Raw genomic sequence first — 14,103 nt, 5'->3', positions numbered from 1 at the left:
CTCCCTGGCCCTGGCGGAGTACGGGGGGAAGGAGCGGGGCCCCTCACACGCGGGTGCACACGAAGATCGCCGTACCCGGGACCAGCCGCCCCCGCAGGGGAGACCATCCGCCCCACACCTGCTGGTTCCACTCCGGCCACTCGGGCTCGACCAGGTCGTCGAGCCGGAAACCCGCGCCGACCAGGTCCCGCACCCGGTCGCCCATCGTCCGGTGGTGCTCGGTGTACACGGCCCGTCCGCGCGCGTCCTGCTCCACGTACGGCGTCCGGTCGAAGTAGGAGTTCAGGATGGTCAGCCCCTCGGGGCCCGGCTCGTCGGCCAGGGTCCAGCGCAGCGGGTGGGTCAGCGAGAAGACCCACCGCCCCCCGGGCCGCAGCACCCGCGCCACCTGGGCGAAGACCCGTTCGGGGTCGGCCACGAACGGGAGCGCTCCGAACGCGGAGCAGGCCAGGTCGAAGGAGCCGTCCGCGAAGGGCAGGGCCCTGGCGTCCGCCTCGACCAGCGGGAACCCGGCGCCGCCACCCTCGCCTCCGCCGATCCGCAGGGCGTGCTGGAGCTGGCGGTGCGACAGGTCGAGGGCGACGGGCCGGGCGCCCTGGTCCGCCAGCCACCGCGAGCACTGGGCGGCACCCGCGCCGACCTCCAGCACCCTGAGACCGCGCAGCTGCCCGGCGGGTCCGAGCAGGCGCGCCTCCGCCTCGTCGAGCCCCTCGGGCCCCCAGACGAAGCGGGCGTCCCCGAGGAAGTCGCCGTGGTCGCTTTGGTACTCGTCCGCGTTGCGGTCCCACCAGCCGCGGTTGGCCCGGCTGCTCTCGCGGCCGCCGGCGGGCCGCCGCACCGCCTCGGCGTCGTCGTCGGGAGCGCCGAGGGGGCCGGGAGCGCCGACGGGGCCGTGGGTGCCGAGGGGGTCGCGCGGGCCGGGGTGGTCACCGTCCGTCATCGCAGGCCCACCCGAGGGGCGGACGGCCCCGTCCACCTCGTGCTTTTGTTCCCTCGCACCTGTAGTCGTACCCTTCGTCGAAGTGCGCCGCCGAGCGCCGTGGGGGTCCGCCGGGTGGCTTGTCGGAGGCCGCGGGAGCGGGCCGTGCGGGGTCATCTGCCCCTCCGCCGTGGCGAGTTCTGCCGGAAATGGCGCCTTCCGCCCCAGGTGTGCTCTTTCGCGCATTGACCATGCCCAGCGGCCCCCGTATGCTACAAGTTGCGCTGCGGGCCTGCGTGCCTCGGACGGAGCAGGCCGCGCTCGCATCTGTTGTATGTCCCCTCGGGTTTCCGGCTTATCTGGCTGTCCGGCTGACTTGCATGCGGTGCGATCAAAGGGCTCTCGGCGTAGCAGTACCTACGACTTCATGTCCGTACCGGAGACCCTTTCCCACATGACGAGCAGCACCGAGACTTCCGCCACCAGCCCGCAGGTTGCGGTCAACGACATCGGTTCCGAGGAAGCCTTCCTCGCCGCGATCGACGAGACGATCAAGTACTTCAACGACGGCGACATCGTCGACGGCGTCATCGTGAAGGTCGACCGGGACGAGGTCCTGCTCGACATCGGTTACAAGACCGAAGGTGTCATCCCTTCCCGAGAGCTGTCGATCAAGCACGACGTCGACCCCAACGAGGTCGTCGCCGTCGGTGACGAGATCGAGGCCCTCGTTCTCCAGAAGGAGGACAAGGAAGGCCGCCTGATCCTCTCGAAGAAGCGCGCCCAGTACGAGCGCGCCTGGGGCACCATCGAGAAGATCAAGGAAGAGGACGGCATCGTCACCGGTACCGTCATCGAGGTCGTCAAGGGTGGCCTCATCCTCGACATCGGCCTGCGCGGCTTCCTCCCGGCCTCCCTGGTCGAGATGCGCCGCGTCCGCGACCTCCAGCCGTACGTCGGCAAGGAGCTCGAGGCCAAGATCATCGAGCTGGACAAGAACCGCAACAACGTGGTTCTCTCCCGCCGCGCCTGGCTGGAGCAGACCCAGAGCGAGGTCCGCCAGACCTTCCTCACCACCCTCCAGAAGGGCCAGGTGCGCTCCGGCGTCGTCTCCTCCATCGTCAACTTCGGCGCCTTCGTCGACCTGGGCGGCGTGGACGGTCTGGTCCACGTCTCCGAGCTGTCCTGGAAGCACATCGACCACCCCTCCGAGGTCGTCGAGGTCGGCCAGGAGGTCACGGTCGAGGTCCTGGACGTCGACATGGACCGCGAGCGCGTGTCCCTGTCGCTCAAGGCGACCCAGGAAGACCCGTGGCAGCAGTTCGCCCGGACCCACCAGATCGGCCAGGTCGTGCCCGGCAAGGTCACCAAGCTGGTGCCGTTCGGTGCGTTCGTCCGCGTCGACGAGGGCATCGAGGGTCTGGTCCACATCTCCGAGCTGGCCGAGCGCCACGTGGAGATCCCGGAGCAGGTCGTCCAGGTCAACGACGAGATCTTCGTCAAGGTCATCGACATCGACCTGGAGCGCCGCCGCATCAGCCTCTCGCTGAAGCAGGCCAACGAGACCTTCGGTGCCGACCCGACCCAGGTCGAGTTCGACCCGACCCTCTACGGCATGGCCGCGTCCTACGACGACCAGGGCAACTACATCTACCCCGAGGGCTTCGACCCCGAGACCAACGACTGGCTCGAGGGCTACGAGAAGCAGCGCGAGGAGTGGGAGAACCAGTACGCGGTTGCCCAGTCCCGCTTCGAGGCCCACCAGGCCCAGGTCATCAAGTCCCGCGAGGCCGACGAGCAGGCGGCGGCCGAGGGTGCCACCGGCGGCGGCCAGGGCGGCGGCCAGGGTGGTGGCCAGGGCGGCGGCGGCTCGTACTCCTCGGAGGGTTCCGACGAGGACTCGGGCGCGCTGGCCTCCGACGAGGCCCTGGCGGCTCTCCGCGAGAAGCTGGCGGGTGGCCAGAGCTGAGGTTCTCCTCCCGGCCCCGCTGCTGGGAGGCGCCTCCGGCCGCTGAGCTGATTCGGCAGCCGCTGAGGTGATCAGCCGACACGAGGCCCGCATCCCCTACGGGATGCGGGCCTCGCTGCGTGTCCCGGCCCGGCAGCCGGCACCGCACGTCGAGCTGGAGCGCGCCGGGCCTCGCCTGCCCGGCGCCAGGAGCGGCAGCCGCCGGTCACCGTCCGACGCGTCGCCGGGCCGCGCGGTCCCGCCTGAGAGGGCGAAGGCTCGGCAGGCGACCTTGGCGACATCGAGGGACGCTCCCTGACGGCATACGGAATCGGTCCCTCGGGCGCGGTTCTCCCTCGCCCCACGGGTTCGTCCGCCGGCGGGCCGAGAAGGGACGGTCAACAGGAGCGGGCGGGGCTGCGCAGCGCGCTGCCGCGCCCGAGCGGCCGGATCTCAGACGGGGCTCAGCGGCCGGGCGGCGAGGACCGGTCCCCGCGCGCCGGGGGCCCGAGACGGACGTGCGGGAATGCGGGAAGACGGGGCGGCGTTGTCGGTGGTATGCGAATGGAGCGGGAATCCCTGTACGCGTGGGACCAGGCCGGGCTCGACGCCGTGGACGCGGTGATCGGGGAGCCCGACAGCGCCGGGCTGGTCATGCTGTACCACTTCGAAGGCTTCATGGACGCCGGTGACACCGGCGAACAGATCGTGGAGCAGTTGCTGGAGACCCGGCCGTACGTCACGGTCGCCCGCTTCGACGTGGACCGCCTCATCGACTACCGGGCGCGGCGCCCGATGATGACGTTCCGCAACGACAGCTGGGTGTCCTACGAGACGCCGCGCCTGGAACTGCGGCTGATGCGGGACGCGACGGACGCACCGTTCCTGCTGCTCTCCGGCCCTGAACCGGACAACGAGTGGGAGGGGTTCACCGAGGCCGTCCGCGAGATCGTCGAGCGGGTCGAGGCCCGGCTGTCCGTGACGTTCCACGGCATCCCGATGGGCGTTCCCCACACCCGCCCCGTCGGTCTCACCCCGCACGGCAACCGCACCGAACTGGTGCCCGCGCAGCGGTCCGTCTTCGAAGAGGCCCAGGTGCCCGGCAGCGCCGCCGCACTGACCGAGCTGCGGCTTTCGGAGAGCGGGCGCGACGTCCTCGGTGTCGCCGCGCACGTCCCCCACTACATCGCCCGCTCCCGGTATCCGGACGCGGCGCTCGTCGTCGCCGAGGCGATCACCTCCGCGACCGGCCTCGTCCTGCCCGAGACGGCGCACGCGCTGCGCACGGAGGCACTGCGCACGCAGAACGAGATCGAGCGGCAGCTCGCGGAGGGGGACGAGGAGCTGGTCTCGGTGGTCCGCGGCCTGGAGCAGCAGTACGACGCCGTGGCGGGCGCGGAGACCCGCGGCAACCTGGTGGCCGAACCCGTTGAGCTGCCCTCGGCCGATGAACTCGGCGCCGTCTTCGAGAAGTTCCTCGCCGACCGCGAGAGCGAGCAGGGCCGCGGGCAGGGCACGGACAACGGCGACCGGGACTGACCGGACCGCTCGCCGCCGCACCGTATAGCGTGGCCCGCATGCTGAAGGTGGGTCTGACGGGCGGGATCGGAGCGGGCAAGAGCGAGGTGTCGCGGCTGCTCGCCGAACAGGGCGCCGTCATCGTGGACGCCGACCGGATCGCACGGGAGGTCGTGGAGCCCGGCACGCCGGGTCTCGCGGCGGTCGTCGCCGAGTTCGGCGAGGAGGTGCTCACCTCGGACGGCACCCTCGACCGGGCACGCCTCGGCTCCCTCGTCTTCGCGGATCCCGACCGCCTCGCCGCGCTGAACGCCCTCGTGCACCCCGCGGTGGGGGAGCGCGCGGCGCAGTTGGAGCGGGAGGCGGCCGAGGCCGATCCGCAGGCGGTCGTCGTCCACGACGTGCCGCTGCTGACCGAGAACGGGCTCGCGCCGCTCTACGACCGTGTGGTGGTCGTGGACGCGTCCCCCGGAACGCAGCTGGAGCGGCTCGTGCGGCTGCGCGGCATGACCGAGGAGGAGGCCAGGGCCCGGATGACGGCGCAGGCCGACCGGGAAGCACGGCTGGCCGTCGCGGACCTCGTGATCGACAACGACGGCCCGCTGGCGGGGCTCGCGCCCCGGGTGCGCGGGGTGTGGGAACAGCTGCGGGAGGCCGGCCGGCAGCAGGCCGACGCCGGATCGAACACCGGCTCGGGCACGGGAGCCGACGCCGCCGACTCCGGCTCCGATTCCGGTCCCGGTGCCGGCTCCGGCTCCGACGCCGGCTGAGCGGCGGGGTCGCCGGCGCGCGCTGGGGGAATGAACACTGCCGATCCGGCGTTGTGCTTCGCCGGAACCCGAAGGAGAGGGCAGTGCTGTGACGAGCCCCGAGACGAACCTCATCCAGTTCCGTGCCGCGGAGCAGCTGCTGGAAGCGCGCGACCCGCGCGGCGCGGTCGACCTCCTCGACGGCGTGATCGAAGAGCACCCCGAACACCGGGGCGCACGGCTGCTGCGCGCCCGCGCGTACTTCCTCGCCGCCCGCCTCAGGTCGGCCGAGCAGGAGTTCCAGTGGGTGCTGGAGCGCGAGCCCGACAACGCGTTCGCGCACTTCGCGCTCGCCCGCACCCTCCAGCGGGCGGCGCGGGACCAGGAGGCCCGCGCGCACTTCAAGCTGGCAGCCGCACTCAACCCGCGGCCCGACTTCGTGGAGGCGGCCGGCTTCGAGGACTTCTCGCCTCCCGAGCCGGGCTCGACGGAGGATCTCGGCAACTGAGAACCAGCGCGCTACCCGTTCGTGTGGTCCAGCGCCCAGCGGGCGAGCGCGGCGAAGTCGTCGCCGCGCAGCCCGCGCCGTGGGTCCACGTGGTGGAGGAGCGCGGCGCCGGGATGGTGCGCGGCCACGTACCGGCGTTCCTTCGCTGTCACCGCGTCGTCCACCCAGGCGAACGGCCTCCCGGCCGCCCACGCCACCACGTGCCGCGTCTTGAACAGCAGCCCGTCCACCTCGGGCGGTGCGTGCCTCTCGGGCGGCCCGTGTGCCGTGGCTGATCCCTCCGCCTCGGGTGGTCCGTCCGTCGCGGGCAGCCCGTCCACCTCGGGCGCGGTCTCGTCCGACCAGCCGATCACGGGCAGCCGGGGGAGCCCGATCAGGGGTGCTATGTAGTCGTTGGCCTCGTGCGCCCAGGTGGTCGCCCACACGAGGTCGAAACCGAGCCCCAGCAGCCAGGGGCCGTGCGCGGCGTTCAGCCGCACGCGGAGTGGTTCCGTGCTGCGGCCCGCCGCCTGCCTGCGCGCGACGTAGCTGGGCGGCGACATCCGGTGGGTGCGGTAGCCGCGCGGACGGCGCGGCCGGCGCGCCGCGAACGGGTTGAGGGGCCCGTCCACATCGAGCATCAGCAGCGGACGTGCCGCCCGCGCGGACCGCGTCTCGTCCGTCACACCAGTCCCTCTCTCTCGGCCGCGGCCGCCACGGCGAGCAGGTCGGCCTCTCTGCCGTGCGGTGCCACCAGCTGCAGTCCGACCGGCGCGCCGTCCGCCGTCCGTCCGGCTGGCAGACTCAGCGCGGGATGTCCCGTGACGTTGAAGGCCCAGGTGAGCGCGACGCTCAGGGCCGTCCCCGGTCCCTCGTGCCCGTGGGGCGGCCCCGGCGTGGTCGGCGTGGCGAGTATGTCCACCTCCGTGAAGACCTCCGCCACGGCGCGGGCGAGAGCGGACGCGGTACGCGCCGCCGCGGCGGACACGCGGCCCGTACGCGCCGCATGGTGGTCCGTGCGGGGTGCACGGCCCGAACGGGCGTTGAGGTCCGCACGAGCGGCCTCGAGGGAGGAACGTCCCGCGTCGGGGGCGCGCAGCTCCCGCCAGCACCGTGCGGGATCGGGAAGCAGGACGGTGACGGCAGGGCGCGCGGCGGTGATCCGCGCGCTCGTCAGTGCCTCCAGGAGCCCGTGCGCCGCGCCCGCCACCTCGTCCTCGGTGTCCGCGAAACCGAGCGTCGCCGACCATGCCGTCCGGACGGGGCGCGGCGGCGGCGTACCGGTCGGCGGGACGGTGCCGGTGCCTCCGCCGACGCCGTTGCCGCTCCCTTGGAGCGCCGCGAGGTAGGCGGCGGCGTCACCGGCCGTACGGGCCAGCGGGCCGGGCGCGCTGCGGACGGTGCGGCCCTGCGCGGGCGCGAGACCGCCCGTCGTCTTCAGCCCGATGACGGCGCACCAGGCGGCCGGTATACGGACGGACCCCGCACCGTCGCTTCCCGTGGCGAGCGGCACCATACGCGCCGCCACGGCCGCCGCCGAACCCGCGGAGGAACCGCCGGGGCTCCACCGGGGGCCGAGAGGGTTGCGCGTGGGTCCGCAATCGGTGGCGCCCCACGTCTGCCATTCGGTGCCCGGGCCCGGCGTGGCGGTCGCGCCCACGGGCACACATCCCGCGGCCGTCAGCCGGGCGAGCCGTGGCGACGTCACCCGCTGGGTGTTCTTCACCCCCAGCGGGACTCCGGCGAGCGGCAGCCGCGCGCCCGCCCGGACAGCGCGGTCGACCTCGGCGGCGCGCCCGGCGGCCCACGCGGGCCACGTCTCGGTGAAGGCGCGGACCGCCCCGTCGGACGCGGCGATCCGCGCCAGCGCGGCCTCCGTGACCTCCCTGGCGGTCAGACGCCCTTCCGACACCGCGGCGGCGATCTCACACGCGCTCATGCCGGCGTACGCGCACGCGCTCATGCCGCCGTGCGCGCATGCGCTCATGTCGCCGTGCGTGTCCGTGTCGAGCCCCGCCGGAGTCCGGCGGCTTTCCCGGTTCTCGTCCCCGCCCCCGCCCCCGCTCATGAGGGAGACGGTACAAGCGGGAGCGGTACGAGCAGGAGACCGTGCGAGCGGGAAACAGTACAACCGCGAGGCGGGATGGCACGGTGTCGGTGGCGGCATCTACCGTATGGCGTATGGACATTGACGCCGCGCTCACTCTGGCCACGACCGCCGCCTCAGTCGCCGCGGGCAGTGCCGCGGGTGCGGCCGGGCAGTCGGCATGGGAGTCGCTGCTCGCCCTCGCACGGCGCGTGGGCGGCCGCCGTCCCGACGGGGCGCCGGCGCCTGACGAAGGCGGTCTGGCGGCGGTCGACCCCTCCGACGAGGCGCAGGTCCGCGTGCTGACCGGCTGGCTCGGCGAGCAGGCCCGTGCCGACGAGGAGTTCGCCGCCCTCCTGCGCGGATGGGCGGAACGGCACGCCCCCGTGCTGCGGGCCGAGCGCTCCGAGGTCCACAACACCGTCTCGGGGACGGCGCACGTGAGCGGCCCCGTGATCCAGGCGCGCGACATCCACGGCGGCATCAACCTCGGCTGAGGGGCGTCAATCCGCCCAGGCACCGGGCGGGTGGTCCGGTGGGACGAGATCGGCGACGAGCCCGTAGTGATCGCTCACCTGCACCCCGTCCACCGGTTCGACCATGACGCGTCGGCATCCGGTCACGTGCAGGGTGGGGCCGTGCGGCCCGCAGCCGACCAGGATGTAGTCGAGGCGCCGCTCCGCCGCCTCCGGCATGTCGCCGCGCCGCACGAGCGGGTTCTCGGGGGTGAACGTCGGCCCCGGCCCGGATGCCCCCTCGGGGTGCGCGCTCGCCCACGCGTCCTGGTAGCAGACGCTCGTCCCGTCCAGTGACTGGAAACCCCGCAGGAACCGGATGCTCGCCGCGTCGGGCGTGGCGTCGAAGTCGCCCAGGAGCAGCGTGTGCCGCGCGGAGTGTTCCTCGGCCCTCTCCGCGAGGAGCCGGGCGGTGACCAGCGCCTGCTGTTCGCGCTCCAGTTCCCACCCGTAGGGCCAGCTCGGCTTGTGGTGCCCGACGAGCAGCGGACCGAACGGCTCGGGCAACGGCAGCAGCGCGGCCACGACGCCGCACCACTCGGTGCGCGCCGTGCGGTCCGAGACGGTGAGCGGGTCAGCCGCGACGGCGGCGAAGGGCGTGCGCGCCGCGAGCACCGCCCCGACGCCGTCCGAGCCGTACCGGGGGTGGGGCAGTACGTGCCACCCGTCGCCGGCGAGCGCGGCCACGTCGGCGCGGGTGACCTCCTGGAGCGCCAGCACGTCAGGGGCCAGCCCGGCCAGCTCGCGGGCCAGCACAGCCCTTCGGCCGGCACCGTCGGCGTACTCGGGCGCCAGCACGTTCATGGTCATCACCCGCACGGGACGAAACGCTACCCCCACCGGCGCGGCGCCGACCGCTGTACTGCTCCGACCTGGGAGCCCCTTGATCACGGAGGGCGTTGTCAGTGCCCGCTCCTAGACTCGTTCGCGTGTTGAGGCTGGTGTGAGCGGTGAGTGCGGAAGCGGTGGCGCGTATGGGGTCGGGAACGCGTAGGGGGTCGAGGACGCGTGAGGGGTCGGCGAGCGGTGCGGATCTTCTGCGGTGCGCTGCGGTGTTCCTGCCGGGGGAGGTGCCACGGCAGGGGCGCGTGGCGTTCTGGGCGGTTGACGGGGGCGAGCTTCCCGAGGTGGGCGAGCCGGGAGAGCTGACGGTGCTGCGGCCGCACACCGAGGAGGTCGGGCCGCAGGTGGTGGCGGCCCGCCGGCTGGGGGTGGGCGAGGCGCTGCCCTTTTTGATGAGGGCGCGTACCGCGGGGCGGGCACACCCGGCCGCCGCCTGCTGGGGCGCCGCAGCGCTGCAGGGCATGCGGCTGGTGGCACAGGGGCGTCTGGTGCCGGGCCTGGGTGAGGGCGGCACTGACGTGTGGCGGGCGGGGCCGCTGGACGAGGAGGACGTGACGCACCTGCGCGCCGTGGCCGCCGCGATGCCTCCGGAGGCACACGCGGTGCCTGTGGAGCCGGGCCCCGCCCGGCCGGATCCGTGCGCGCCCGGTCGGGCGGCGCCCGGGCCGCTGCGGGTGCCGGAGCCGGAAGGGCTGGTGCGTGCCTTCCTGGACGCGGTCGCCGACGTGCTGCCCCGTACGCCGGCGGGACCCGCGGCCGCGGGTCCCGCCTTCGCCGCGAGGGAGCCGCAGCGGCTCGCGGAGCGTTACCCGCGGCTGCGCCAGTGGGCCGCCGAGGTGGCGGCCGGCACGGAGGCCGGAATCCGGATCTCCCTCCGCCTCGACCTGTCGGCCGACCGCATCTTCGACGGCGGCGGCCGGGACGAGCCCCCCGCTGCTGCGCACGCGGAGGCGGAGGCGCGAGCGGAAGCAGACGGAGGGGCCCCTGGCGGTGGCGCCCGGGACGGTGGTGGTATCCCGGCCGGCGGGGCCTCAGCGAGAAGCGGGTCCCCCCGGTCCGACCCCTACGTCGCCGCCGCCGTCGTGCAGGCGGCGAGCATCGCGGACGCCCTGCTGGTCGCGGACGTGGGCGCGCTGTGGCGGGGCGAGGCGGAGTATCTGGGGCCGCGCGCCCGCGTGGACACCGTGCTGGCCATCCGGCGCGCGGCCCGCGTCTGGCCGCCGCTGGAACGGCTGCTGGAGCGGCCGACACCGGACGTGCTGCCGCTGACGGAACCGGAGCTGGACGACCTGCTGGGCCGTGCGGCCCGCGACCTGGCCGCGGCGGACGTGGCCGTGCACTGGCCGCGCACGCTGGTGCGCGAACTGCTCAGCGCGACGGCGGTCGTCCGCCCCGGTCCGCAGGCCCCGGGCTCGGCCGCGGACGGTTTCGGCTTTTTCAAGGAGGAGCAACTGCTGGAGTTCCGCTGGCAGATCGCCCTGGGGGAAGAGCCGCTCACCGACGGTGAGATGGACGCGTTGGCGGAGTCCCACCGCCCCCTGGTGCGGCTGCGGGACCAGTGGGTGCTGGTGGATCCTGAGCTGGTCCGCAAGGCACGTAAGCGGCACCTCGGGCTGCTCTCGCCGGGTGACGCGCTCGCGGCCGCGCTCTCGGGGGAGGCCGAGGTCGACGGCGAGCAGGTCACGGCGGTCCCCGAGGGCGCGTTGGCCGTGCTGCGCGACCGTCTCGACGAGGCGGCACGCCGCGCGGCGTGCCCTCCGGAGGACCCGAGCGCTCCGGGTGTGCCGGCACCCGCCCGGCTGAACGCCGCGCTGCGCGGCTACCAGCTCCAGGGCCTCGCCTGGCTGGAGCTGATGACGTCACTGGGGCTGGGCGGCTGCCTCGCCGACGACATGGGGCTCGGCAAGACCGTCACCCTCATCGCGCTCCACCTGCGCCGCGCGGAGCGCGGCGAGACGGCGCCGACACTCGTCGTCTGCCCGGCGTCGCTGCTGGGCAACTGGCAGCGGGAACTGGCCAGATTCGCGCCCCACGTGCCCGTCCGGCGCTACCACGGCCCTGGGCGCACCCTCGACGGGCTCGACGACGGCGAGGGCGGCTTCGTCCTGACGACCTACGGCACCCTGCGCGGCAGTGCCGAACGCCTGGCGGGCCAGAGGTGGGGACTGGTCGTCGCGGACGAAGCACAGCACGTCAAGAACGCGTACTCCGCGACCGCCCGCGCCCTGCGCACCCTTCCCGCCGCCGCACGCGTCGCCCTCACAGGCACACCTGTGGAGAACAACCTCTCCGAGCTGTGGGCGCTGCTCGACTGGACGACACCGGGGCTGCTCGGTCCGCTCAGGACGTTCCGCGCCCGCCACGCACGAGCGGTCGAGACCGGCGAGGATCCGGAGGCGACGGCGCGCCTGGCCCGGCTCGTGAGGCCCTTCCTGTTGCGCCGCCGCAAGTCCGACCCGGGCATCGTCCCCGAGCTGCCGCCCAAGACGGAGACGGACCACACGGTCGAACTGACCCGCGAGCAGGCGTCACTGTACGAGGCGGTGGTGCGCGAGACGATGGCCCGTATCGAGGCGGCAGAGGGCATGGAGCGGCGCGGCCTGGTGATGAAGCTGCTGACCTCGCTCAAGCAGATCTGCAACCACCCGGCGCAGTACCTGAGGGAGGGCACGGGGAGGAGTGCGGCCGCTCTTCCTCCGAGCCGCCCCGCTTCCTCGAGCCGCTCCGCCGACCGTCCCGCGCCGCGCTCCCCGGTCCGGTCGAACGCTCCCGGCAGTGGGCTCACCCGCTCGGGCAAGCTGGGCCTGCTGGACGAACTGCTGGCCACGATCCTGGCGGAGGGCGGTTCGGTGCTGGTGTTCACGCAGTACGTGGAAATGGCGCGGCTGCTGGAGGCGCACCTGGCCCAGCGGGGCATCGGCGCGCAACTGCTGCACGGGGGCACGCCCGTGGCCCGTCGGGAGGAGATGGTGGACGCCTTCCAGGCGGGACAGGCACCCGTCTTCCTGCTCTCCCTCAAAGCGGCGGGCACCGGCTTGAACCTGACGCGGGCAGGGCACGTCATCCACTACGACCGCTGGTGGAACCCCGCCGTCGAGGAACAGGCGACCGACCGCGCCTACCGCATCGGCCAGACCCAGCCCGTGCAGGTGCACCGCCTGGTGACGTCGGGCACCGTGGAGGACCGCATCGCCCAGCTTCTCGACGCCAAGCGGCAGTTGGCCGACGCCGTACTCAGCGGGGGCGAGGCGGCGCTGACGGAGCTGACGGACGCACAACTCGCCGACCTGGTGTCTCTGCGGAGGCGGCCGTGACCGGGTTCGCGGAAGCCGACGGAGTGGCAGGGGCAGCGCCGGGGGCAGAGGAAGGTGCGGGTCCGGGGGCCGGGGCGGAACGGGCCGCCGAGCGGTACCCGCTGCCGGAGGACGCCGGTGCGTACGGCCTCCTGGGCAGCGCGTGGGTACGGGCGGTCCAGGCCGCCGCGGGCGGCGGCGCACGCGATACGGCACGGCTGGCGCGGGGGCGTGCCTACGCGCGGGAGGGCGGCGTGTTCACGGTGCGGGTGGGGCCCGGCAGGGTCTCCGCGTACGTCAGCGGCAGCCGCCCGCGCCCCTACCGCGCCCAATGGCGGCTGCCTCCGCTGCCGGAGCGGGGGTGGCACACCTTCCTGGAGACGCTCGCGGCCCGGCCCGCGCACGTGGCCGCCGTGCTGGACGGCGCGATACCGCCGCAGGCTCTCGCCGAGGCCGCCTCCGCCGGTGCCCGGCTTCTGCCCGCGCCGGGCGATCTGACCCCGGTGTGCAGCTGTCCCGACCAGGGCTCTCCCTGCAAGCACGCCGCCGCCCTCGGTTACGAGGCGGGCCGCCTCCTGGACAGCGACCCGGGGCTGCTGTTCCGGCTGCGTGGTCGCGCCGCGGAGACCGTCAGGGAAGAGCTCCTCAAGAGAGCCACGGCGTACGAGGCCACCACCCTGCCGGGCCGTTCCCCAGAGCAAGGCCGGTCCCCGGGCCTGGGCCCGCTTTCCACCGGCCGGGAGCCGCAGGGGGCAGCCGAGCCGCACGGGGGAGTGCGGCCGGGCCCGGAGGCGGAGCCTCCGGGTGGAGGACCGGCGCCGGGCCCCGATGGGGCGCGCCCAGCCGAGAGGGCCGTCACGGGGGCGGACCCCGTCGAGGAAAGCGCTCCCGATGGCACCACGGCTCCCGGTGGCAGCGACACTCCTGGCAGCTCCGGCCCGATCGGTACCGTGCTCGCTCGGGAGGTGTTCGCGACGTCCGTGCGCCCACCCTTGCCCGCGCCCCTGCCCCCGCCGAAGGAGGCGGACGAGTATCGGGCGGTGTATCCGGAGCTGGCGGGTGCGCCCAGCGCGGACGCCCTCGCGTTCCTGGCAGCGGACGCGGCGACCCGCGCCCGGCTGGCCCTCAGCGCGGTCGGCGCGGTCGGGGAGGAGCCCGACGTCGAGCAGTCGGGGGCGGGGGCGGTGCCAGGGCCGGACCCGTTGCCGGAGCTGTCGCTGTGGCACGACACCATCCGGCTGGCCGCCACCCATCCGCGGCTCACCGGCCGTCGCACCCTCTCACCACTGTTCGCCGCGCTTGCCCGGACGGCGGGGCGCGAGGCGCTGGAGCTGGCCCGTGCCGCGGCGGCCTGGCGGCAGGGCGGGCAGCCAGGGCTCGAGATGCTGGACACCGTCTGGGACCCGCCTGCCGGCCCTTTCGACCGGGGCCGCAGCGCCCTCGCCGCTCTGGGCATCACCATGACCATCCACCGCAACCGCCTCACCCACACCTCCCGGCCTGTGCAACTGCGGTACGGCAAGGACGGCCGCTGGTACCCGTACCGCGCGGAACCCGCCGCCGTCGGCGACTCGGCGGCGAGCGGAACGGCCGAAGCGGATGCTCAGGACGGCCGCGCAGGGGTGAGAACAGGGGCAGGGGCGGAGGCAGAGAGAGGGGCGGAGGCGGAGTGGTGGCCCGAGGGAACGGCCGCTGTCGATCCCGTACGCGCACTGACGGGTCTGCGGGAGCGGTGAGGGACCTCC

Annotated in this window: 11 protein-coding genes; 7 read left to right on the top strand and 4 right to left on the bottom strand. The window is 74.1% G+C overall.

Annotation, left to right across the window (positions count from 1 at the left end; all coding sequences use genetic code 11):
- Positions 1–43: 43 nt before the first annotated feature.
- Complete coding sequence (locus MMF93_RS07800) at positions 44–940, bottom strand: class I SAM-dependent methyltransferase (protein ID WP_242750401.1); 897 nt, start codon at positions 938–940, stop codon at positions 44–46.
- A 433-nt stretch (positions 941–1,373) separates the two neighbouring features.
- Between MMF93_RS07800 and rpsA the strand changes: the two genes are divergently transcribed.
- The 4 genes from rpsA to MMF93_RS07780 all read left to right on the top strand — a co-directional run bounded on the left by rpsA (position 1,374) and on the right by MMF93_RS07780 (position 5,642).
- A complete protein-coding gene (gene rpsA, locus MMF93_RS07795; RefSeq protein WP_242750399.1) occupies positions 1,374–2,888 on the top strand; it encodes a 30S ribosomal protein S1 in 1,515 nt (504 codons plus the stop codon).
- 537 nt (positions 2,889–3,425) lie between these two features.
- Positions 3,426–4,406 (top strand): proteasome assembly chaperone family protein, encoded by a 981-nt coding sequence (locus MMF93_RS07790; protein ID WP_242750397.1) that lies wholly within the window; start codon positions 3,426–3,428, stop codon positions 4,404–4,406.
- A 38-nt stretch (positions 4,407–4,444) separates the two neighbouring features.
- The gene (gene coaE / locus MMF93_RS07785; protein WP_242750395.1) at positions 4,445–5,155 is read left to right on the top strand and encodes a dephospho-CoA kinase; all 711 of its coding nucleotides are present in this window, start codon (positions 4,445–4,447) and stop codon (positions 5,153–5,155) included.
- A gap of 88 nt (positions 5,156–5,243) precedes the next feature.
- Complete coding sequence (locus MMF93_RS07780) at positions 5,244–5,642, top strand: tetratricopeptide repeat protein (RefSeq protein WP_242750393.1); 399 nt, start codon at positions 5,244–5,246, stop codon at positions 5,640–5,642.
- Positions 5,643–5,653: 11 nt separating this feature from the next.
- Here the strand turns inward: MMF93_RS07780 and MMF93_RS07775 are convergent, their stop codons facing one another.
- Together MMF93_RS07775 and MMF93_RS07770 are read right to left on the bottom strand one after the other, a co-directional pair.
- Positions 5,654–6,262 carry a hypothetical protein gene (locus MMF93_RS07775; protein ID WP_242757354.1) on the bottom strand — a complete coding sequence of 203 codons (609 nt, stop codon included), beginning with the start codon at positions 6,260–6,262 and terminating at the stop codon, positions 5,654–5,656.
- A gap of 41 nt (positions 6,263–6,303) precedes the next feature.
- Positions 6,304–7,689, bottom strand: coding sequence for an amidase family protein (locus MMF93_RS07770; RefSeq protein ID WP_242750391.1), 1,386 nt, complete (start codon positions 7,687–7,689; stop codon positions 6,304–6,306).
- Positions 7,690–7,802: 113 nt separating this feature from the next.
- Between MMF93_RS07770 and MMF93_RS07765 the strand changes: the two genes are divergently transcribed.
- Positions 7,803–8,204, top strand: a complete 402-nt coding sequence (locus MMF93_RS07765) for a hypothetical protein (protein WP_242750389.1) — start codon at positions 7,803–7,805, stop codon at positions 8,202–8,204.
- A 6-nt stretch (positions 8,205–8,210) separates the two neighbouring features.
- Here the strand turns inward: MMF93_RS07765 and MMF93_RS07760 are convergent, their stop codons facing one another.
- Positions 8,211–9,032 (bottom strand): endonuclease/exonuclease/phosphatase family protein, encoded by an 822-nt coding sequence (locus MMF93_RS07760; protein WP_242750387.1) that lies wholly within the window; start codon positions 9,030–9,032, stop codon positions 8,211–8,213.
- A 164-nt stretch (positions 9,033–9,196) separates the two neighbouring features.
- On the opposite strand from MMF93_RS07760, the gene MMF93_RS07755 reads away from it, so the two are divergent.
- A complete protein-coding gene (locus tag MMF93_RS07755) occupies positions 9,197–12,379 on the top strand; it encodes a DEAD/DEAH box helicase (RefSeq protein ID WP_242757352.1) in 3,183 nt (1,060 codons plus the stop codon).
- Positions 12,376–14,094: an SWIM zinc finger family protein gene (locus tag MMF93_RS07750; protein ID WP_242750385.1), complete on the top strand. Its 1,719-nt coding sequence runs from the start codon at positions 12,376–12,378 to the stop codon at positions 14,092–14,094. The genes MMF93_RS07755 and MMF93_RS07750 overlap by 4 nt, the downstream gene beginning before the upstream one ends.
- Positions 14,095–14,103: the final 9 nt, after the last annotated feature.

The organism is Streptomyces tubbatahanensis (assembly GCF_022699385.1).
GTDB classification, from domain to species: Bacteria; Actinomycetota; Actinomycetes; order Streptomycetales; family Streptomycetaceae; genus Streptomyces; species Streptomyces diacarni.
Note: the sequence above shows the minus strand (reverse complement) of the source record. Positions and strands in the feature narration are given on the sequence as shown.